Genomic DNA, 21,553 nt, shown 5'->3' with positions numbered 1-21,553 from the left:
GTCGGTTCACGGCCTCGCCAACCTCCCTCAACTTCCCAAAGGACACCCCATGCGCATCGCTGTTGGCGGTATTCACACCGAATGTTCGACCTATTCTCCTGTACTTATGCAGATCGAAGACTTTTACGTCATGCGTGGCGACGACCTGACCGAGCATGAATACTTTTCTTTCCTTCAGGATTTCGAAGCCGAAATAGTACCGCTAATGCATGCGCGCGCGGTGCCGGGTGGGCCCGTGTCGCGTGACACCTATGACGCGTTAAAGACAGAATTTTTGGAACGCCTTGAAACCGCAAAACCCTTTGATGCTGTCTATCTTGCAATGCATGGGGCCATGAATGTTGATGGCATGTTCGATGCCGAAGGCGATTGGATTTCAGCGGTCCGCGCCGCAGTGGGTCCTGATATGCTGATCGCGGTCAGCTATGATTTGCATGGCAACGTATCACAGCGGATCGTCGATCAGATCGACATTTTCGCCGCTTACCGTACAGCGCCGCATATCGATGTCGCAGAAACCATGACAGCGTCATTTGCGATGCTCACGAGAGCATTAAAAACAGGTTGGCGCCCGGGTGTCATGCGCGTTGCAGTACCACATCTATTACCCGGCGAACGCTCATCGACCGAAGACGAACCAGCCAAGTCGCTGTATGCCGCGTTACCTGACCTTGAAAGCGCTGACGTATGGCGCACTGACCTGATGATTGGTTATGTATGGGCAGATGAACCCCGCGCAACAGCCTGCGCGGTGGTAACAGCCACAAACCGTACTGCCGCCGCAGACGCTGCCAGCATGATTGCCAATCGCTTTTGGAACGCCCGCGACGAATTTCGCTTTGGTCCGACAACCGGCCCGCTGAACGAAATGTTAGACATCGCAGCACAGACAGCAACCAAGCCTGTGATCCTCGCTGATAGTGGTGACAACCCAACGGGTGGTGGTGTCGGCGACCGGGCGGATGTGCTTTCATCACTCATTGACCGCAATTGGCAGAATGCGCTGATCGCGGGAATTACCGACCGCCCCGCCGTTGACGCATGTTTCGACGCTGGGATTGGCGCGACATTACCACTTACCATCGGCGCTTCGCTTGATCCTGCTGGCGGTCGTGTCACATGCCAAGTCAAAATATGCAGCCTACATCCGGGCAACACGACAGCCGAACGACAAGCCGTCGTGCAAATTGATGGAACCACTGTGGTTCTTGCAGCGCGCCGTCGCCCCTATCACAATATTTCGGACTTTGACGGACTTGGATTGGACCCAAAGTCATTTGGCCTGCTGGTGGTGAAATCGGGGTATCTATCCCCCGACCTTGCGCTAATTGCAGCCCCTAACCTGATGGCGCTAACCGATGGTGTCGTTAACCAAGACATCGCCCGTCTTGTAAACATCAACAGGGCAGAAGGAACGCTACCTTTCGAGCAAAGAGACAGTTTCGCCCCTACCCCGCAAGCATCCGCGCGATTTGAAAACTAATCATGAGCGCATGGATATCGATACTGCGCGACCACAAAGTGGTGCGCGCGTCGGCAGCTGCGATATTCCTATATGGCTTTGCTGGCGGTGCGACATCGCCGTATCAAGCAGTCATTGGTATTCGCGAACTTGGACTGTCTGATAACGCATATGCGGCGGTGGCGTTCATTGCATCTGTCGCACATGTCACGATCGCAATTGCCAGCGGCTATTTGTCCGACAGGTTTCAAAGCTACCGACGACCGCTTATCTTTGTCGCGTCCTTCGGAATCATCGGCTACGGCGCGATCTGGCTTAACCCCACACCAATGACGTTTGTTATTGCAACAATTGGGCCGCTCGCGCTTTTTCATGCGACGAACTCCATGTTGTTTGGCAATGTACGCGCCCACACCAACAGCTTTGCCCCGGACGAAGCCAGTATCGCGAATGCGCTCATGCGCATGATGGTATCGCTTGCGTGGGTTGTCGTGCCAGGGATCGTTGGCCTGATATTAGCACAACAAGACAGCATGATCCTGTCCTATCTTATCGCGGCCGTTGTTGCGGGCGGATGCCTTTTGACAATCCTACTATGGCTTGAGCCAGACCAAAACCCCGCACAATCCCCCCCAACACACACACCTGCGCTTTTAGAACTCGCTAAGGTTCTAGCACCCGGTACCGTTCTTCGGATCATCGGTGTCGCACTGATCACGCAGGTGCTTTCGGTGAATGCAGCGGTTTTACCATTAATCGTCACCGGCCGAGCAAACGGAGTAGCTGCGGATATTGGGTTTCTTGTGGGATTGGTTGCGCTTCTCGAAGTAACTTTTATCTTCTTTTGGACGTGGGTCGTTCGCAAAATACACCTGACGACAGCATTGGCAATTTCAGCTGGGCTGTATTTCGTTTACCTCGCCGCGATTGCTGGGGCGACTGCGCCTTGGCAGGTATATCTTGCAAGCCTGATTGCCGGGTTTTCCGCGGCTGGTATCATATCACTTCCGATTAGTTATTTACTGGACCTAATTAAAGACCGCCCCGGACTATCGGCATCGCTCATTGCGGTGAACATGTTTCTAGGCGCAGCTATTGGTGCCGGTTTTTTTGCACTTGGGACATCATTGGGCGGATATGGCACCGCGTCAATCATCGGAGGAATCGGCGGGCTGTTGGGCGCGACCATATTATTTTACTTAGAAAGGGTGCGATCGTGATCACGTTAGAAGTCTGTGTAGACGACACCGCAGGCATTTGTGCCGCAGTCGATGGCGGCGCAAATCGGATCGAATTATGTGCTGCACTTGGCCTTGGTGGCCTGACGCCGTCCGCCGGGTTGATGAAAATCGCAAGCGATGCCCCGCTACCCACGATGGCGATGATCCGGCCGCGGGCCGGTGATTTTGTTTGGACGGCTACAGAACGTGCAGGATTGGTTGCTGAAATTCACGCCGTTCGAATGGCGGGACTTGCAGGGGTCGTGATTGGCGCATCTTTGCCAGATGGACGGTTGGACGGTGAAACACTGGAACAGTTGGTTCAAGCGGCGGACGGATTAGACATCACGCTACATCGCGCAATCGATCTTGCGCCCGACATTGATGAAGCCATGCACACCTGCGCCGAACTTGGCATCAAAAGAATCCTATCTTCTGGCGGGGCAAAAGCTGCACGTATGGGTTTGGACAGGTTGGCGAAAATGGCTAAAAGAAAAGGGATTACCGTCATGCCCGGCGGTGGGGTCAACGCGGCAAATATAACAGATTTCGCAGCAAGCCTCCGCCTGACAGAAGTACACGCTTCTTGCTCAATCAATGCCCCTGCACCGCAGAACCCAAAAATTTTAGACTTTGGATTTCAGCCAACCGACGCGCGGGCGACAGACGTTTCCTCCGTTACCGCCCTGCGCAAAGCGCTTGATCAAATCGCAGGATCACGCACCTCTGGGTGAACTTCTTCGTAATAGGCCCGCAATGCCAAACCACTTGCGGCGGCTTCATCCAAAACCACGGTCACTTTGCGGTGCATTTGCAGAATTGATGCGGGACATGCCGCGGAAACAGGCCCTTCAATCATCTGAGCGACAACATCAGCCTTGCCCGCACCAAATGCGAGCAGAACAATTTCGTCAGCACGCATAATCGTGCCAATCCCCATCGTTATCGCCAGTCGCGGCACATCAGCAAATGCATCGAAATAGCGTGCGTTAGCCTGTCGGGTTGAACGAGTCAGCGTTTTGATCCGCGTATGCGAGGCAAGGCTTGAAGTTGGTTCATTAAAACCAATGTGGCCATTCGCCCCCAACCCCAAAAGCTGCAAACCGATATCACCGGCATCAACAATCGCGGCCTCATATCGGGCGGCTTCGGCTTCGGAATCCGGCGCGTCGCCATGCGGTAAAAATGTACGATCCGGGTCAAGGTCCACATGATTGAACAGCTTTTCGCGCATGTAGTGCCAATAAGAACAAGGATGATCCGGCGTCAGCCCAACATATTCATCCAAATTAAACGACTGTGCTTGGTTAAAACTCACAGTCCCATCTTGATGGCGGGCGATCAGCCGTTCGTAAACGGCTTCCATTGTGCCACCTGTTGCCAACCCAAGAACCGTATCCGGCGTTTGTGTGAGCCGATCAGCAAAAAGCCCCGCCACGCAATCCGCAGCGGTCGTTTGTGTTTGGTGAATGAGTACTTTCATCGGAACACATCATCCCTTTGATTAAAGCGGTTTCCATGCCAACACGTCAATTTCGACTTTGGCGTCAACCATCAGACGTGATTCAACGGTCGAACGTGCGGGTGGGTTCGGTCCAAAATGTTTTTCAAACACCGCGTTGAACGAAGAAAAGTCGCGCGCATCATCCAGCCAACAATTCACTTTGACGATGTCCTCCATGCCGCAACTTGCCAGCGCGAGTACGTCTTTGATGTTTGCAATGACCTGTTCAGTTTGCGCAGCAATGCCTCCGGTGACGACCTCACCATTAACGGTCGGTACTTGCCCAGAAATATGCACATAATCCCCCGCGCGAACGGCCTTCGCAAAGGGACGCTGTTGGCCTCCGGCCTGCGTGTCGGCTGTGTCGTATCGAATAATGCGCTGATTGGACATAAGTCACTCCAAATAAAGGGGGTTTATGAGATCAGGCTAGCCGAAATGACGGCCATAAATCAAGCAGCGACACGCGTCGAACCTCGCTAAATCAGCGAAATTCCACAGATATTCTCCAAGAATATAAGACAGGCGAAATTATATGCCGAACCTTTAGAATTTCACCCATTTCGTGCAGAAATCCAGCGTCATTTTGAGTAGGATCTTCGCCTTACGTGCGCCTAATATATGGGCGCCTACACGTTCTTAGGCACCTACACTCATGTATCGCGCCCCTCACGACAAGTTAACGCCCGCCTCGCTTGATGACCCGCCCCCTTTGCTTTACTTGCGAATTAAATAAACTGGGGGATAGCATGTATCGCGTATGGAACTTTTTAACCAACTATTCGCTGTTGTTGATCATTGGCGCGTCGATTGCTCTGATTTGGGCCAACATTGATGCAACAAGCTATCACCATTTCGTCGACTTTGAGTTGATCCACGATTCATGGGTTGGGCATCCGCACTACGATGAAAACGGTCAAGTCACCTATCGGACACTTACGCTCCATTACCTTGTAAACGATGTCTTAATGGCATTTTTCTTTGCCATCGCAGCCAAAGAAGTGTGGGAAGCCGTTATTCTGCAAAACGGCAGCTTGCGCGGCAAAAAAGCAGCGACGCCGTTGTTTGCGACGCTTGGTGGTATGGTCGGTCCGATTTCAGTTTATCTTGGTCTCGCATATTTCTTAGGTTCAGAAACATACAACGCTGTTGCAAATGGCTGGGCTATTCCGACGGCGACGGACATTGCATTCAGCTATCTTGTTGGTCGCCTTGTGTTTGGCGCCGGTCACCCGGCTGTTCGGTTCTTGCTTCTGTTGGCAATTGCCGATGACGCCGCGGGCCTGATTATCCTCGCGATTTTCTATCCTTCCGGCGAACTTGCTCCAGAGTGGCTGCTGCTTTCAGTCTTTTCTGCACTGGCAGTCTTTTACCTGTTCAACCGCCTACCACGTCGTATGGACCGCGGTAATGAAATGCGCCCAACCTCGACTTGGGTACGTAACAAACTATCGTTCTGGCCATACCTCGTGGCAGCATGTGCAAGCTGGTACGGCTTTCAACAGGCCGGTATTCACCCTGCCTTGGGTCTGCTGCCGATTGTTCCGACCATCCCACACGCAGATCGCGCGTTTGGTATTTTCTCAGAGGCCGAACAATATCTTACTGACCTCCTGAACCACATCGAACACCTCCTGAAACACCCCGTTGAGATCGTCTTGTTCTTCTTTGGACTACTCAACGCCGGTGTGGAGTTTTCATCAATCGGGTCGCCAACGTGGTTGGTTTTAGCCGGTCTTCTTATCGGTAAACCCTTGGGGGTTATGCTATTTGGGTGGTTCGCCGCACGTCCGCTGGGACTTGGATTACCTGACGGAATGCGTGTCATCGACCTGTTTGTCATCGGCTGTGTTTCCGCAATCGGATTTACGGTGTCGTTGTTTATCGCTGCAGTTGCCTTTGACAGCACGGTGATGCTTGGTGATATTCCGGTGCAAGATGCGGCCAAAATGGGTGCACTGTTCAGCTTCTTTGCGGCAATTGTTTCTATTGTCGCTGGGAAACTGACCAAGGTACAAAAACAAAACGGCTAAGCCTACGTTGCGCCAAACGGCGCAGCCCCCACAGAAGTTACTGTATTTATCGTTCATTTTTGCGATAGTACGGCGTAACGCTAAAATCGTGACCTAGAATTAACGACTCTGGGTCACGATACGGAGGTCCGATCAGCGGGCTAATCGTGGGATAAAGATGCTAGAATTTGCAGAAGTTAGTAAATCCTTTTGGACAGGCACCCAACGCAAGGTGATCCTTGATCGTGTGTCCTTTCGGGTAGAACTTGGCAAATCTCTGGGCATCCTTGCACCAAACGGCACAGGTAAATCAACGCTTATCAACATGATGGCGGGCCTCGAGAAACCAGACGAAGGGCGCATCACCAGAGATTGTCGGGTGTCATTTCCGCTTGGCTTTATGGGTGGTGTTGTGAACAGCCTGACAGCCAAAGAAAACTGTCGGTACATTGCCCGCCTTTATGGTTTGGATCCTGATTACATCGAAGCGTACTGTCGCTGGCTTTGCGGCTTAGAAGAATATTTCGATATGCCTATTGGGGTCTACTCAACCGGTATGAAAGCACGCTTTTCGTTTGCTCTGATGCTTGCATTAGACTTTGATATATACCTTATTGACGAAGGTATGCCGGGATCTACCGATGCGGAATTTAATCGCAAAGCCGGCGCTATTTTACGTGAACGTCTTGAGACCACAACGATGATTATCGTGTCGCACCAAGCTGCAACATTAGAACGTTTTGTGCGCACAGCAGCGGTACTTCGAAACGGGCAGCTCTATATGTTTGACACGCTGGAAGAGGCAAAGGCCGCATATGACTATTAAACCAAAGGTTAAAAGATTTCGTATCCGTCGTGATGGGGTCAAATCTGAAACGAACGTTCAGCACCAAAACCACAACCCGGAAAACCATCTAGAAGACCCAGATGCGATCGCAGCCGAAAACGATGCGATCAGCAAAGAACGTCTAACTGCGCGTCAATTGCGGATGGCACGTCGTGTTGCCCAAAAACGCGGCCTTACATTTACCTCTGAATTTGATGCCGTACGGCAGTTGCGCGCAGCAGGTATTGACCCATTCCAGCAAAAATCAGTGCTCGAATTGGTCATGCCTGAAAATGCCAACAACGCAGGCCAACCTGGACAGATACAGCTACCGCAAAAGGTAAACCCGCGGCACAAAGCCAAGGTCGCAGGCTCAGCGGGTCTAAAAATGAACCCCGAACATGCAGCGGAAATCCGTCAAATTCAGGTTGATATTGCCCGCCGCCGCCGCCGCAAACTGCTGCTTATGTTTACGCGGCTTGCCTTCTTTGTGTTGCTGCCGACATTCATGGTTGGTTGGTATTTCTATACGATCGCAACCCCAATGTACGCCACCAAATCAGAAGTCGTGATCCAGCAAGCGCAGTCACAATCGGCAAGCCCGGCGGGTCTTTCGACGCTGTTTCAAGGTACGTCAATGGCGACGCAGCAAGACAGTATTGCGGTGCAATCCTACCTCGCGTCCCGCGAAGCGATGTTACGATTAGAACAAGATCATGGGTTCAAAGAGCACTTTAGCGATGAGAGCATCGATTCGATTCAACGCCTTCCTGAAAATGCGACCAACGAAGAAACATTCAAACTGTATACTGATCATGTCCGCATTAGCTATGACCCCACGGAAGGGATCATCAAAATGGAGGTCATTGCCGCAGATCCCAATACAAGTTTTGCTTTCTCTGAGGCCTTGATCAGATACGCGGAAGAACAGGTCGATCAACTGACCGGTCGTTTACGCGTCGATCAAATGACAGGGGCTCTGCAAAGTTATGAAGACGCCGAAGCACGCCGCGCCGAAGCGCTTGCAAGCTGGCTCGAACTCCAAGAATCGATGCAACAGATCGACGCCGGTAGTGAATCCGGTGCGCGCATGGGGCAAATCAACGCGTTAGAAAGTGAGCGCCAGCAGTTGACGCTCGTGCTGCAATCACGTTTGAACGTTGAACGGCCCAGCGAAATCCAAGTTCAGGCATTGCGCGACCAAATCGCAAACATTGATCAGCTTATCTCAGAACTCAGGGAAGAATTAACAGGCACGTCCAGCGGTGCAGTGTCGCTTGCTGCACGCAATACGGAACTGCGGGTCGCCGAAGAAAACTATAACTTCCAAACAAGTATGGTGCAGCAAGCACTTACCCAAATGGAAACCGCCCGGATCGAAGCCAATAGGCAGGTACGATACCTATCGCAAAGCGTTAACCCAGTCATCCCCGACCAAGCAACCTACCCACGTGCATTCGAAAACACCTTGCTTGCCCTCCTTATTTTTTCGGGCATCTATCTGCTCATATCCATCACTGTCTCAATCCTTCGCGAACAGGTAAGCTCTTAATGCATAACGTCGAAATAGGCCCGCTCACGGTTAGCAATGACCTACCACTTTTGCTCATCGCTGGCCCATGCCAGCTTGAAAGCACAGATCACGCGCAAATGATTGCAGGCCACATGGCTGAAGTTTGCGCCCGTCATGGTGCGCAATTCGTATTCAAGGGAAGCTACGACAAAGCCAACCGGACTTCGTTGGGCGGCAAACGCGGCCTTGGCATGGACGAAGGCCTAAAAGTGATGCAATCCGTAAAAGACAGCATCGGCTGCCCCGTTCTAACCGATATTCACGCGCCCGAACATTGCGCAACCGTCGCTGGGGTTTGCGATATCATGCAAATTCCGGCGTTCTTGTGCAGGCAAACCGACCTGCTGTTGGCAGCGGGTGAAACTGGGGCTGTTATCAATATCAAAAAGGGTCAATTCCTTGCGCCTTGGGACATGCCCAATGTTGTCGCCAAAATTGAAAGCACCGGTAACAAACGCATTTTGCTGACGGAACGTGGTTCTTCATTTGGATATAACACATTGGTTGCCGACATGCGCTCGTTGCCAACGATGGCGCGCACGGGCTACCCAGTTGTGATGGATGCAACCCACTCTGTGCAACAACCCGGCGGCATGGGCGGCTCATCAGGCGGACAACGAGAGTTCGCGCCGGTCATGGCCCGCGCGGCTGTTTCGCTTGGGATTGCGGCGGTGTTTATTGAAACCCACGAAGATCCTGACAACGCTCCGTCTGATGGCCCGAATATGATCCAACTGGACAACATGGATACCCTCGTCAAAAGCCTGATGGGATTTGATGCGCTCGCTAAGGCTGACCCACTGCGCGTGTAATAGGGGTTTTCCCCGACCCACCATCTTCATAGGATCAGTCCATGCTATTTCCATGGATTGATCCTATGCGCGTTATTACCGTCCTATTTCTGTTTCTATCGTTCACGGCCCCCGCCACCGCCCAAGAGGCAAGCGGCACAATCACCACCCAAGGCTATCACCAGCAAGATGCCGACATAGCTGTTCGCATGCGAGAGATTTTGCGCGAGCTTGGGAACTATGATGACGTTACCGTTCTCGTTAGCGAAGGCATAGTCACCCTGCGCGGCACGACAACATCGACGATGGAGATCAGCGCACTCGACACGCTTGCTGCACGCATCGAAGGCGTCGTTGCTGTGAAAAATCAAGTCACTGAAACCGCCGATATCAGTCAGCGTCTTGACCCCGCGATTGATCGGTTCATGTCGCGGGTTGACCAATTTATAATATTCCTTCCGCTTGCGGCCATTGCGGCGCTCGCCTTTGCTTTGGTGGTTTTTGTGGGTTTCGCACTCGCGCGCATGCGTCACCCCTGGGAACGCCTTGCTCCGAACCAATTTATCGCAGACTTATACCGGCAATTGCTTCGCATCGGTTTTGTCATCTTCGGAATTGTTATCGCTCTCGATATCTTGAACGCGACCGCTTTACTAAGCACGATCTTAGGTGCGGCGGGGATCATCGGGCTCGCGCTTGGTTTTGCTGTCCGTGATACGGTCGAAAACTTTATCGCGTCGGTCATGCTGTCCATCCGCCAACCCTTTCGCCCGAATGATACAGTCGAAATCAACGGCGATCAGGGCAAAGTCATACGCCTGACCAGCCGCGCAACGATTCTACTGTCGTTTGATGGGAATCATATTCGTATTCCCAATGCCACCGTTTTCAAAAGCCGGATCATAAACTACAGCCAAAATGCAGAGCGTCGTTTTAAGTTTTCCATCATGGTCGACAGAAATGCGGACCTCCAAGAAACACGCAATCTCGTGTCAGAAACGGTGCAGGCCTTGCCATTTATCCTAGCAGAACCGGCCGCCGACGCGTGGATCGAAGCCCTACACCCAGCCGGCATCGAACTCGTTATAACGGGCTGGGTAGATCAGAATAATAGCTCCATAGTGCGTGCCAAAGGTGAAACGCTAAGGCAGGTAAAACTTGCGGTCCTAAACGCAGGTATTGATATTCCAGATGCGACCCAAGCCATTCAAATCATTCGTGACACACCCGAACCACCACCAGCCGAAAGCACGCGAGTCCAGCCGGTAGCGGCCGAGACCGATGCGGCATTAACACGTATCGTTGACGCAGAACGCGACCAAGACAGCACCGAAGACCTACTCCGCGACGATAGTTTAAAAGAATGACATTTTTTGTCGAAATGGGGCTTGTGCACTGCGCATCTTCGCAGTATCCACCCCCTCGCTGATGGGGTGTAGCCAAGTGGTAAGGCAACGCTTTTTGGTAGCGTGTACCGTAGGTTCGAATCCTACCACCCCAGCCAGCTCTCTCACCAAACCGCACAAAACAAGGGGTTTTCACCTCTTGCGGATCATCATGTATCCCAGTCTGTCAAAAGTGGGATACAAGGTGGGATACAGCGCACCCGCTCCCTAACCCGTTCACCCGCTCAGGCACGGCGTCGCACTGGCCCCTACCTCAGGTCCAGTTTGACGGGTGCTATATGAAACCGCGCGAGAGACTGACGGCAATTCTTGCGCCAAGCGAGAAACTGAGACTTCGTCTTGAAGGTTTCAGGGATACGGGTCACGCGGCCGTTTCCCCACTTGCGATCGAATGCTTCGAGATCAGCGGGAATCCGGCTTAGGCAGTCGATCTTATAGTGAATCGTCGATTTCCTGAGAGCCGCACGGAGGTTTTTTTCGACGCCCGGCGTGTATCCGAGAGTGTTCAAGTTCTGCTCGATATCGTAGAAGTTTCTTGGTGTCATTTTTGGGTCTGCTTTTTGATGTTTTAGGAAGAGAGAAGGGGTTCATATCCAGACACCTTCGAAGTTTCGGAAACGGAAAGCGGATTTGCCGGAACTCAGCCGGTTTGCCGCAAATCGACCTGTATCAGGGCGATTTCACCTGTACGTCCCACCACATACATTCCGGGTATGTTTGGGGATGGGAAACCAGCCAAACACTTCATTGATCTACTGATCCAATATCGCGACGGTCGCCGTGTCGCCGTTGCCGCGAAACCAACTGAACGGCTGGCCACGAAGAACAAGGACCACCTTGCTAAGGCCGCCGGTGCAAGAAATGGCTGGGACGGCATGCAGTTTGAAAGCCTGCAATCAGATACCGGCTCCGCTTTTTTCTCAGAATACACGCACCGAGCCGTCAGCACGGCGTATGCTACATATTTCTTCCCGCAAGTTGGCGAACCACATCTGCGCGGTATCATCGAGCGGATATTTTCCACCTTCACCGATCGAGCTATGCCGTACATACCCGCCCGCACGTATCGCAATCCCCAAGAACGTGGGGATTACGATACGGAGGCCCGCGTGACGCTCACGGATGATCAGTTGGCGTCAATTTTCATCCGATACATCGTTGATGTTTACCATCAGTCTTTACACTTCGGACTATACGAAGAGACACCCCAGAACGCATACAACCGGCTAGTTGGTACGATTGGAAAACAGCAACATCGAAACCCTCCGACGCAAGTTCGTTAATTATGGCGTCTCTGGTAGCCGCATCCAGCCCTCCAACATGAACAGTCGCGGGATCATCGCTGTCTCTGCGACCATGGAAAGCGACTACGACAGCATGCTCGCTGACAATCTCAATTGCTTCCTCGTCGTCGTACTTATGAGACGTCACATGCAAATCACTGTGAGGTCTTTTTCGAATGCCCTCAAATAGATACAGGGAATGGTCTTCGCTCGCCACGGCTTTTGCCAACTCAGACGTCCCCGGCTCAATTTTGCCTCCATGAGGAGCCATGATCAAACAATCCGAAGCCTTCTTCACGGCTTGCCTCAGATAGTCGGACCCATCTTTCTCGCCAAGGTAAAGCTCTTCAAAGCTCGAATACTTATCGTTCGCCATCATCCACCCAGTTCACGTTATAAGTTCTCCGGCCTTCAAAAAACAAGCGAGAAGCAAGCCGCCCAAGAGGCGCTTCGCTCACTTGTTGGCCGCATCATTCTGCAGCCGTCCCAAGAAACAGGCAAACTGGACATCGTCCTAGAAGGAGCCTTGTCCTGCCTTTTGGCGTTTGCATTTCTGTAGAAACGCCGATTTCGGCCCATTGGGCGCTATACTACTGATATGTATTGAAGGATTTGGTTTCGGAAGAGTGAATAACCCCTAGTATTGTAGACACTGTCTTCCCCAATTTTGAAGCCTAACGGCGAGAAGGTCAGACCCTATTTCTTTTTCCCAACTGCCAAATATTGAGCCCCTAGCGGTAGCCATTTCAATTTTCGTTCAAGCGCTCGGAAAGGAGCGTTGTTTGTAGGAAAGAACACAAAATGCTCACTAAATACGGAATCTAGCGAAGCAAATTTTAAACGTTGTCGCATTTGCCGCGCACCTAGAAGAACCGCATCCGCATCAAAGGGACACCGGGCAACCGAAAGTCGTGTGGCCGGATTAACAGGATTGTGCTCTATTAAACAAACAACTCCACCCGGGCGCGTGACACGGGACTTTTCAGCGAGAAAATTCTCCCAAAGTTCTTTTGGTACATGGTGCATGACACATACGGCCAAGGTCATATCAAATGTATTGTCGTCAAAAGGAAGTCGCTGTCCATCGTAGTGTAAATATGAGTGCTGGGGATGGTTTTTGGCCGCTTCGATAATGCTGGCTGATGAGACATCAATGCCAATTATTTTTTCGAATGTGGATTCAATATAAGGATGCAGCGCTCCGACACCACATCCAACGTCAAGAAGATTAGGACGGTTTGTCACACCAAAGTTGAGCGATACAAGTTCTTTTAATTTGTGAGCTTTAGACAGATGAAAAAAGCTATGCTCAAGACCCGAGAACCGTATCGAGTCTTCAACAGTTTTAGAGTACTTATGATGATATTCGTTAAATTCTTGTTTAGACATTGTACTTCTTGCTGTTATTAATTTTCAAACTCTGAGGAGTCCAGAGCCTACTAGACACACGTATTGGACCTGTCGCGGTTTCGTGCCGCTCCAAGTGCTCGTTTAAGCTACTTTTCGTTCGAAAGCGACCGGGCTCTTCCAGCCCAATGCTGAGTGACGTCGTCGCGGATTCTAGAAGCCGTTGATGTACTCAAAGATCACCATCTCAGGTAAGCGTTGCATCTGACCCCCTAATTGATGTCTTCCGCGACCAACAACCAAGGGCTATATTGGCGGTACGCCAATACGGAAGTGCAAATTTATGCACATCCGGCCCAAAGCCGACATCCAGCGACTGATCGCGATGCTGCGGTCGCAGCCCGCATTGCCGCCATTCGCTGCAAGTGCAACACCCGACACCGGGCGAACTCACAGTCTGCGGGGCCAAGCCCCAATTCGCTGCGATTGCGCCTAGCTCTGCTGTGTCCGTCGCGGACTTTGATAGCAGCTCATGACCAAATTCTGTTATCAGTATGTATAGTTGCTAATTTATTGGCGGTTTTAACGGATAAAAATGACAGCCTGAACGTCTTCACGAACGTCAGCATATCTCCACGCGCCAATATGCCCGGATCGTCCGAAATTGTGTCACATCGATTGGCCTAGGTCACGATTCTGGTCGATCCTAGATCATCTTTAGGCGGAACTTTTTAGCGCCTCGTCACGTTTGTAAACATTGAAGCTCCTGAAAGCCATCACGGAAAGGCAGGTCATGACCAGCAATAAAGCCACACCGCCGACAACAACTGATGCCGGTATACGTGTTCAAAGCGATGAGCACTCACTTACTGTGGGCCCCGACGGGCCAATTGTATTGAACGACCATTATCTTCTTGAACAAATGGCCAATTTCAACCGTGAACGCATCCCCGAACGTCAGCCGCATGCGAAAGGGTCTGGAGCCTTTGGTACCTTTGAAACGACGGAAGATGTATCGCGGTTTACCAAAGCCAAGATTTTCCAACCCGGTGCGAAATGTGATGTTGTGATGCGTTTTTCTACCGTAGCTGGCGAACGCGGCAGCCCTGATACTTGGCGCGATCCGCGCGGTTTCTCGGTCAAAATGTATACCGAAGACGGTAACTTTGACATGGTAGGGAACAATACGCCGATATTCTTCATTCGTGACCCATTGAAATTCCAACACTTTATCCGCAGTCAAAAACGGCGTGCGGACAACAATTTGCGTGATCATGACATGCAATGGGATTTCTGGACTTTGTCCCCCGAAAGTGCGCATCAGGTTACTTATCTTATGGGGGACCGTGGTATCCCAAAGACATGGCGCGAGATGAATGGATATTCGAGCCATACATATTCCCTGATCAATGCTGAGGGAGAGAAATTCTGGGTCAAGTTCCACTTCCATACCAATCAAGGTGACGGGAACGCTTACCTCAGCCAAGATGAAGCGGACAAACTTGCAGGGACTGACGGTGATTTTCACCGTCGTGATCTATTTGACTCGATCGCCAAAGGTGACCACCCAAGCTGGACCTTAAAATGGCAGGTGATGCCATTTGAGGATGCCAAGACCTATCGTATCAATCCGTTTGACCTCACAAAAGTATGGCCGCATGCGGATTATCCGTTGATGGAAGTGGGCACGCTGACATTGAATCGAAACCCAACTGACTTTCATACCGAGATCGAACAAGCAGCATTTGAGCCGAACAACATGGTTCCGGGTATTGGCTTGTCGCCGGACAAGATGCTTTTGGCGCGCGGCTTTTCTTATGCTGACGCCCACCGGGCACGGCTGGGCGTGAACTACAAGCACATACCGGTGAACAGCGCCAAGTCGCCGGTCCACAGCTATTCAAAGGATGGTGCGGGGCGTACCGTGAATGTGGCAGATCCTATCTATGCCCCGAACTCTTACGGCGGCCCATCTGCCCAACCCGAACCGGGTGACGAAGCGGGTCTATGGCATGCTGACGGCGAAATGGTGCGTCAGGCTTATACCCTTCGTGAAGATGATGATGATTGGACCCAAGCGGGAAACCTTGTTCGAAAAGTTATGGACGACGACGCGCGCAAACGTCTGGTCGACAATGTCGTTGGACATTTGACCGCGGGTGTTAGTGAAAAGGTTCTTCAGCGTGCGTTCGAATACTGGCGCAACATTGACCGCGACACTGGTGACAAAATAGAAGCCGGCGTTCGCGAAAAACTGGGCGGCGCATCGGATGCTCCAGGCCTTGCGTCTGCTAAGAGCATTAGCGGTTAATCTACATCCCTGATGCGCTGCTAAGGGGCGCAACCTACACGGTAAAGCCCTCGAACTTTGCACTTCTACCTTACTTGATGAAAACAATGAACTAGTGCTTTCCGTCGCAAAAGAATGAGCGACGGAAAGCAAGTTAGCCCAGATCGTGCAAGGGTTGGGAACCTCCCAACTTATCGCACAACAGCAAGATAGGACGCCGATTATGATACATCCGAATAACATCGTCGCCATGTGGTCGCTTGGGTTCGCCACTTGCAAAATGATGGCAGAAGCCCAAGCTGTCATCGGGTTCAGGGTCCTTGGTATGGCCGGAATCTGGTCCGTAACGCCAAACGAAAACGCGCGAATGATCACGGAAAAGACCAAGGCCCTGCGCCAAAGCGCCGCGGCTGCATCAAAAGCAACACTGCAGGGAAATCACCCTGAAAAAGTGTTTTCCCGTGCGCTCACCCCAATCGGGAACAAAACTTCTGCGAACTATAAGCGACTGAGTAAACGTGGTTTCTCAAAACGCTGAGTACAACGTAGCGGCGCAATGGCCTTATGTTCGAGGCTGCAATAAAAGGACGGCACCGATGCCAACAGATAATCAACGCCCAAGCATTGCCATCGTCGGCATGGGACCACGCGGTTTGGGTGCGCTTGAAGCGCTAGCAACACAGCTTGGCAACACAGATTTAGTCTTTGACGTTGATATCTTCGACCCGGTTAAACACCTCGGGGCGGGTCCTAACTTTTGCCCGGACGAAAGCAAACTGTGTCTTCTGAACATTCCAACCCGTGAGATTTCCGTTGAACCGCCAGCGTTCCCCGGAGCGCAAGTCTGTCAGTTTCTGGATTGGCCGTCACTGTCAGGTAACCCCGATACATTTCCACCGCGCGCAATACTTGGCGAATATTTCGAGGCGCGGTATCGCGACCTAGACCGTAATGCAAAGGCGCTGTGTTTGTCGCAGCGCCCCGAAAGGGTGACTGACATCCAAAACGAAAACGATGGGTGGTGGATCGAAACGGGCCGCCAGCGCTTTGGCCCCTACCACGAAGTACTTTTGACCCAAGGACAACCCGCCACGAAACCGGACGAACAGCTTGGCCGATGGACAGACCATGTTCAAAACAATGCTGGTGAACTGTCTGCGGCCTATCCGGGAACGACTTTATTGAAGACCGCGCAAAACTGGGCAGGAAAGAATATCGCTATCCGTGGATTAGGGCTTTCAACGCTGGATGTTCTACGTATTTTGACCTGCGGATTAGGGGGGAGATTTGAAGACGGGCGCTACCTGCGTTCAGGCAGTGAGCCTGCGAAAATTCTACCTTTCTCACTGGACGGCCATGCCCCAGTTCCCAAACCTGCGAACGCAAAACTTGACACCATGTTTGACCCAACCAAGGACGAGACGAAATCTTTTGACGCGGCATTGATGAAAGCGACAACCCAATCTCGGGAAACCGCGATTATGACTGTGTCTGAAGCTTTGGTTGCCCCAGCAGCGCGTATTTTGAAAGAGATGGGAAACCCTCTAAAAGAAGGCGACGTGCGCAATTGGCTGACAATGGAACGCGAAGCGCCGGGTTCGCAAGAAACGCAATCGCCCACAGAGGCGCTGCGCACCGGCATTGCCATGGCGGACGGAGACCTCCCCCCATCAATTGGTTTCGTCGTTGGCCAACTTTGGCGAAAATGGCAAAATGCTCTGAGATCAGGTTTCAACTCTGCGCAGATCAGCCCTGAAACAGCGAAGGCGTTGGTCACCTTTGATGAAGGGTTGAAGCGCTATTCATACGGCCCGCCCGTGCGATCCGCAAAAGAACTGATCATGCTCATTGACGCCGAAGTGGTTGACCTATGCGCGGCAGATGACCCGAGTATCAGGTTGATCGAGGAAGGTTGGCAGCTTGTCGACGCAAATAGAGAAATCACGGTATCGGTGATGATTGATGCGGTAATGCCTTCGCCTGCGCTCGACACGACTGCAGACCCGCTAATCGAAAAATTGATGGCGAAGGGGAATATTAGTGCAGTTTGTGACGGACTGGGCGCGCGCGCCAAAGCAGACGGTCAACTGATCGGACAGAACGACAACACACCCTCAGGCATTTGTATGTTGGGGCGTTTGTCACTCGGCAGCGTCATCGCCGCGGATTCAATTCATGACTGCTTTGGAGCAGCCACCAAACGTTGGGCCGACGGGGTTATTATCCGGGTCGATAGAACGCAGCTGCAAAGTTGCGATGTTTTGGATGAATCAGCGTTGTAGAGCAAAAGTCGCGTTCACCTCTCGCAAGAGCGTTTCAGCAGTGAAAGGCTTTTTGACAATAAGCGCTGGTGGGTACGACGTAACGATTGCGTCAGTATCGCCATAACCGGTGGCCACCACAAATGGGATGTTTTGTTCGGCTAGTTTCTCTGCGATTGGGACCGACGTTTGAGACCCTAGATTTACGTCAAGAACAGCAAAGGTAATGCTGTTTTTTTCGATAAGGGCTAGGGCATCTTCAACAGATCCCGCCATATGCGTTTCTGATGCGCCATGGTCTTTTAGGATGTCACATGCATCAAGCGCAATGATCATATTATCATCGACAACCAAAACATCGCCCAACGCATTCTGACTTTCAACGTTTTCTGGCTTAGGTGACGCGTATGCCGTTGCTGGCTCGTGTGGTGTACCGGCTGTGATATGACCTGACGGGATCATAATCGCCGCTTCAAAGCCTGTGAGAAGGAATTGTGTTGCAACCGTACCTTTGAGTTCATGCGGGATCGTCTTTTCAATAATAGTTGTCCCAAATCCGCGACGTGTGGGCGCCTGAACAGCGGGCCCGCCACGTTCCTTCCACTTGATATGGAGTGATCCATCCCCTGCTATTTGCAAATCAACGGACACTGTTCCCGTGTTACTTTTCAATGCGCCATATTTTGCAGAATTGGTGACCAGCTCGTGAATAACCAGCGCCATAGTCGAGAACGCCTCGGGTGATAGCATGGGGCTATCTCCGGTCACATTCATTGCCCCGCTCTTGTCACTGATAAATGCACTCACCTCGACATCGATCAATTCACGAAGAGGGCTGGGTTCCCATTCTTTGCGCGTCAATTGATCATGTGCGCGGGCAAGCGATTGAATGCGACCATCAAGCAATTCTGTATACGCACTTATATCCGTCGCGCCATTCTTGGACTGGGACACCAAGCCGCGGATAAGATTGAGAATATTTCGAACACGGTGGTTCAGTTCAGCAATAAGAAGCTCTTGTTTTTCAGCGCCTTTACGACGCTCCAAATTTGCCTCGTCGGTCAGTTTCAAAACCACTTCGATCAATGAAACGCGCAACGCTTCTGCCGAGCGCTTATCGCTATCGGTCCAAGGCGACGATGTGCCGTGCACGATTTCCTGCCATGCGGCAAAGCTCTTACGGGGGGTTAGCCGTGCTCCATTTGGCCCAAGTTCGACAGGCTTTTCAGGGTTGCCCGCCCAATTTACGGACTTGGTAACCTCTTTTCGGAAGAAAACGATATAGTCGCGCGGTGTACGAGAGATCGGAACAGCAAGAATACCTGCAACACGATCTGCAAAAGAATCTGCTGCAGGATAAACAGATACAAGGTTTTCCGCTGTAAATATCTGCCCTGTTGGCACCGTATTCAAAAACCTTGAAAGCCCCAAGAATTCTTCATGCGTGGGTGTCAAACCACGCGCAATAAACCGTCCATCAGAATAAACAGCTAACCCGTCGCTTTCTATGATTTCAGCAAGCTCATCGGCCACAACTTCGAAACCTTCATAAAGGTCTTCACCACTAGAAAGTCTGACCATCAGATGATCATGTATACGCCGCGCTTCGCGTTCTTCCTGCCGGATTTGTTGTTCGCTTTTTTGCAAGAGCTCATAGGAAAAGAACTGCGCAAACAATTCAATGGCTGTACGTCGTTCGTAGTCAACATAGCGCGGGGAATTATGGTGGCAGGCGAACAGCCCCCAAAGCTCGCCGTCTTTTAAAATAGAAACAGACATGGACGCGCCAACACCCATGTTGTGCAAATACTCTAGGTGTATTGGTGATACTGATCGGGTTACCGACAAGGACAGATCGAGCGGTTCTCCTGATGGGTTTGCAGGCGGAATGATTGGCGAAATTTTACCATCGACATCTGCAATCAAACGCAAAAGGCTGCGCTTATACAGCTCTCGGGCCTGTTTTGGGATATCGCTTGCTGGGTATCGCAGCCCTAGATAAGGCTCCATCTGCGAACCACATCTTTCTGCGATGACTTCACCCGAACTGTCTTCCGCAAATTTGTAGACCATCACGCGATCAAAGCCTGACAACACCTGAATTGCTGTTGCCGCCTCGCGTGCGGCGCCGATCACGTCGGTGGCACGTTTGACCCGCGATAACAGAGGTTGAACCAATGCCATTTCGTCACGATCTTCGGTGCTTACCTTCGGTTCAAATTCAAAAACATATGAATGACCTGACAGATGGATTGAAACATCGAACAGCGCCCCATTTCCCATCACATCCATCGCAAAAATGCGTGCTGCACCTGTATCAATTCTGATCAGCTGAAGCTTCGTCCTTAGGTCATGGATCGTACTTGCTGGCAGCAAGTCAATCAGCCGTCCGCCAACTACAACAGATGGATCTAGCCCAAGTAAATCCAGTACGTTGGCTGATACATGATTGATCATGAAATCGCTCGATGTCGAGATTAAGCACCCATACCCCTGCACGGCGCCCAACAGATGGATTGGTTCACGATCACAATTGGTCAGATCAACTTTGTCGCCAGAATTTACGGAATGTTGAATGTCGTTCATTTAGGAAGCTTTCGCAGGAATCATGACCGAATGGTGGTAAGTGGATTTGAAAAGTTCGAATATCTGCCTGGTGTCGCTGATAATTTTATCAGCGCGAACCGAACCCATTTCAATCTTCGACAATGCATCACAAACATCGCGCCAGAACGTCGGGTCTGCGGGAAGATTAAAGTAGACGTTAGCATCTTTTACGTTCTGGTCAGTTGATTGCGACCAGCGCTGGCGCAAGACCTTGGTTCCCATCCGCGAGCCGCCCAATACATAATCAACAGCCAACGGATCGATCTGACCGAAAGGGTTTACTTCAATCTTAGGCTGCTTTTGCTGCATCACTGCTAGGTCCGCTCGCAAGCCCGAAACAATTTCAGCCAACAATCTGTTTGTCATTTTATTGAGCGTCTCAACGCCGGTCATAGCCTCAAAACAAGCGAGGTGAATGCGTTCAAACGCTATAAAGTCGGAACGTGTAGCAATATCCAAATTCGAAAAAATCTGGTCCATATCGGCGTGATCAAGTCTCGTCTGTTCTCGAAGGTGGATCCGAAAATTTTGATGCATCCTAAAATCCTGTATGAACCCAAATTTTGGTGCTCGAAGCTAATAATTAACGTGCACATAGTTCACTTTTAACGAGTAGCACAATCAATACTTTATGCCATAAGGCAGCGTGTATACCATCTGAGATTGGCAACTCGGTACGGCTTTGGCAATTGAAAATTCGGGTGTAAAGATATGCGATCAGCGAATGCTGTTAACGCTGAATACGATGGCGCTTCACCAAGCCATTACCGGCCTAGATGCGTTCTATCAGAATCTAGAATAATTTAACTTTGGTCATAAACTGCTGCACCCGCAGCTTATTCTCATCCATGGTGTTCTCGTATAGTTGTTGAAGTAATCGCTCCAGTTTCGCCCATTCCAAACCATCCCAACATTCGTACTGAAAACACGCTCCCTCACCGTGGCCTAACAGGCGTTCAAACGATATCTGT

General features: G+C 51.3%; 18 protein-coding genes, 1 tRNA gene and 1 pseudogene. 12 read left to right on the top strand and 8 right to left on the bottom strand.

Translation table 11 applies throughout. The features are described 5' to 3' along the window. Positions 1-49: 49 nt before the first annotated feature. The 3 genes from CYQ09_RS11345 to CYQ09_RS11335 are packed head-to-tail and all read left to right on the top strand — an operon-like array spanning position 50 to position 3,416. Positions 50-1,483 (top strand): M81 family metallopeptidase, encoded by a 1,434-nt coding sequence (locus tag CYQ09_RS11345; RefSeq protein ID WP_106745537.1) that lies wholly within the window; start codon positions 50-52, stop codon positions 1,481-1,483. Between the two features lie 2 nt (positions 1,484-1,485). Next, entirely contained in the window at positions 1,486-2,682 is a 1,197-nt protein-coding gene (locus CYQ09_RS11340; RefSeq protein WP_106745536.1) for an MFS transporter, read from the top strand. Then, a complete protein-coding gene (locus tag CYQ09_RS11335; RefSeq protein WP_239495921.1) occupies positions 2,679-3,416 on the top strand; it encodes a copper homeostasis protein CutC in 738 nt (245 codons plus the stop codon). The genes CYQ09_RS11340 and CYQ09_RS11335 overlap by 4 nt, the downstream gene beginning before the upstream one ends. On the opposite strand, the gene nagB is transcribed toward CYQ09_RS11335, so the two are convergent. Together nagB and CYQ09_RS11325 are read right to left on the bottom strand one after the other, a co-directional pair. Then, on the bottom strand, positions 3,386-4,165 hold the full coding sequence (nagB, locus tag CYQ09_RS11330; RefSeq protein WP_106745535.1) for a glucosamine-6-phosphate deaminase: 780 nt from the start codon (positions 4,163-4,165) through the stop codon (positions 3,386-3,388). The two genes, CYQ09_RS11335 and nagB, sit on opposite strands and share 31 nt — an antisense overlap. 21 nt (positions 4,166-4,186) lie before the next feature. After that, a complete protein-coding gene (locus CYQ09_RS11325; protein ID WP_106745534.1) occupies positions 4,187-4,579 on the bottom strand; it encodes a RidA family protein in 393 nt (130 codons plus the stop codon). A gap of 356 nt (positions 4,580-4,935) precedes the next feature. On the opposite strand from CYQ09_RS11325, the gene CYQ09_RS11320 reads away from it, so the two are divergent. The 6 genes from CYQ09_RS11320 to CYQ09_RS11295 all read left to right on the top strand — a co-directional run bounded on the left by CYQ09_RS11320 (position 4,936) and on the right by CYQ09_RS11295 (position 10,892). Beyond that, positions 4,936-6,219 carry a Na+/H+ antiporter NhaA gene (locus tag CYQ09_RS11320; RefSeq protein WP_106745533.1) on the top strand — a complete coding sequence of 428 codons (1,284 nt, stop codon included), beginning with the start codon at positions 4,936-4,938 and terminating at the stop codon, positions 6,217-6,219. Positions 6,220-6,376: 157 nt separating this feature from the next. Next, positions 6,377-7,024 (top strand): ABC transporter ATP-binding protein, encoded by a 648-nt coding sequence (locus tag CYQ09_RS11315; protein WP_106358025.1) that lies wholly within the window; start codon positions 6,377-6,379, stop codon positions 7,022-7,024. After that, positions 7,014-8,576, top strand: a complete 1,563-nt coding sequence (locus CYQ09_RS11310; protein ID WP_106745532.1) for a capsule biosynthesis protein — start codon at positions 7,014-7,016, stop codon at positions 8,574-8,576. The genes CYQ09_RS11315 and CYQ09_RS11310 overlap by 11 nt, the downstream gene beginning before the upstream one ends. Next, entirely contained in the window at positions 8,576-9,409 is an 834-nt protein-coding gene (gene kdsA / locus CYQ09_RS11305; protein WP_106745531.1) for a 3-deoxy-8-phosphooctulonate synthase, read from the top strand. The genes CYQ09_RS11310 and kdsA overlap by 1 nt, the downstream gene beginning before the upstream one ends. Positions 9,410-9,450: 41 nt before the next feature. Then, a complete protein-coding gene (locus tag CYQ09_RS11300; protein ID WP_343229860.1) occupies positions 9,451-10,755 on the top strand; it encodes a mechanosensitive ion channel domain-containing protein in 1,305 nt (434 codons plus the stop codon). 62 nt (positions 10,756-10,817) lie between these two features. Further along, a tRNA-Gln gene (locus tag CYQ09_RS11295) sits at positions 10,818-10,892 on the top strand. 150 nt (positions 10,893-11,042) lie between these two features. On the opposite strand, the gene CYQ09_RS11290 is transcribed toward CYQ09_RS11295, so the two are convergent. The 4 genes and pseudogenes from CYQ09_RS11290 to CYQ09_RS11275 form a co-directional block, all read right to left on the bottom strand. Further along, positions 11,043-11,339, bottom strand: coding sequence for a hypothetical protein (locus CYQ09_RS11290; protein WP_106745530.1), 297 nt, complete (start codon positions 11,337-11,339; stop codon positions 11,043-11,045). 598 nt (positions 11,340-11,937) lie between these two features. After that, positions 11,938-12,453: a poly-gamma-glutamate hydrolase family protein gene (locus tag CYQ09_RS18655; protein WP_162617659.1), complete on the bottom strand. Its 516-nt coding sequence runs from the start codon at positions 12,451-12,453 to the stop codon at positions 11,938-11,940. Between the two features lie 320 nt (positions 12,454-12,773). Continuing rightward, complete coding sequence (locus tag CYQ09_RS11280; protein WP_106745528.1) at positions 12,774-13,466, bottom strand: class I SAM-dependent methyltransferase; 693 nt, start codon at positions 13,464-13,466, stop codon at positions 12,774-12,776. A 102-nt stretch (positions 13,467-13,568) separates the two neighbouring features. Next, positions 13,569-13,682, bottom strand: a pseudogene (locus CYQ09_RS11275) (IS3 family transposase); the annotation flags it as partial. Between the two features lie 535 nt (positions 13,683-14,217). On the opposite strand from CYQ09_RS11275, the gene CYQ09_RS11265 reads away from it, so the two are divergent. From CYQ09_RS11265 to CYQ09_RS11255, 3 genes are all read left to right on the top strand, one after another. Further along, complete coding sequence (locus tag CYQ09_RS11265) at positions 14,218-15,735, top strand: catalase (protein WP_106745527.1); 1,518 nt, start codon at positions 14,218-14,220, stop codon at positions 15,733-15,735. A gap of 202 nt (positions 15,736-15,937) precedes the next feature. Then, entirely contained in the window at positions 15,938-16,252 is a 315-nt protein-coding gene (locus CYQ09_RS11260; RefSeq protein WP_239495919.1) for an antifreeze protein, read from the top strand. Positions 16,253-16,310: 58 nt separating this feature from the next. Next, positions 16,311-17,996: an FAD/NAD(P)-binding protein gene (locus CYQ09_RS11255; protein WP_106745525.1), complete on the top strand. Its 1,686-nt coding sequence runs from the start codon at positions 16,311-16,313 to the stop codon at positions 17,994-17,996. On the opposite strand, the gene CYQ09_RS11250 is transcribed toward CYQ09_RS11255, so the two are convergent. Together CYQ09_RS11250 and CYQ09_RS11245 are read right to left on the bottom strand one after the other, a co-directional pair. After that, the gene (locus CYQ09_RS11250) at positions 17,985-20,561 is read right to left on the bottom strand and encodes an HWE histidine kinase domain-containing protein (protein WP_106745524.1); all 2,577 of its coding nucleotides are present in this window, start codon (positions 20,559-20,561) and stop codon (positions 17,985-17,987) included. The genes CYQ09_RS11255 and CYQ09_RS11250 overlap by 12 nt on opposite strands. Beyond that, positions 20,562-21,119, bottom strand: a complete 558-nt coding sequence (locus CYQ09_RS11245) for a biliverdin-producing heme oxygenase (RefSeq protein ID WP_106745523.1) — start codon at positions 21,117-21,119, stop codon at positions 20,562-20,564. Positions 21,120-21,553 lie beyond the last annotated feature (434 nt).

Source organism: Yoonia maritima, from assembly GCF_002933395.1.
GTDB classification, from domain to species: domain Bacteria; phylum Pseudomonadota; class Alphaproteobacteria; order Rhodobacterales; family Rhodobacteraceae; genus Yoonia; species Yoonia maritima_A.
The sequence above is the reverse complement of the archived record's forward strand: the minus strand, read 5'-3'. Positions and strand labels throughout refer to the sequence as shown.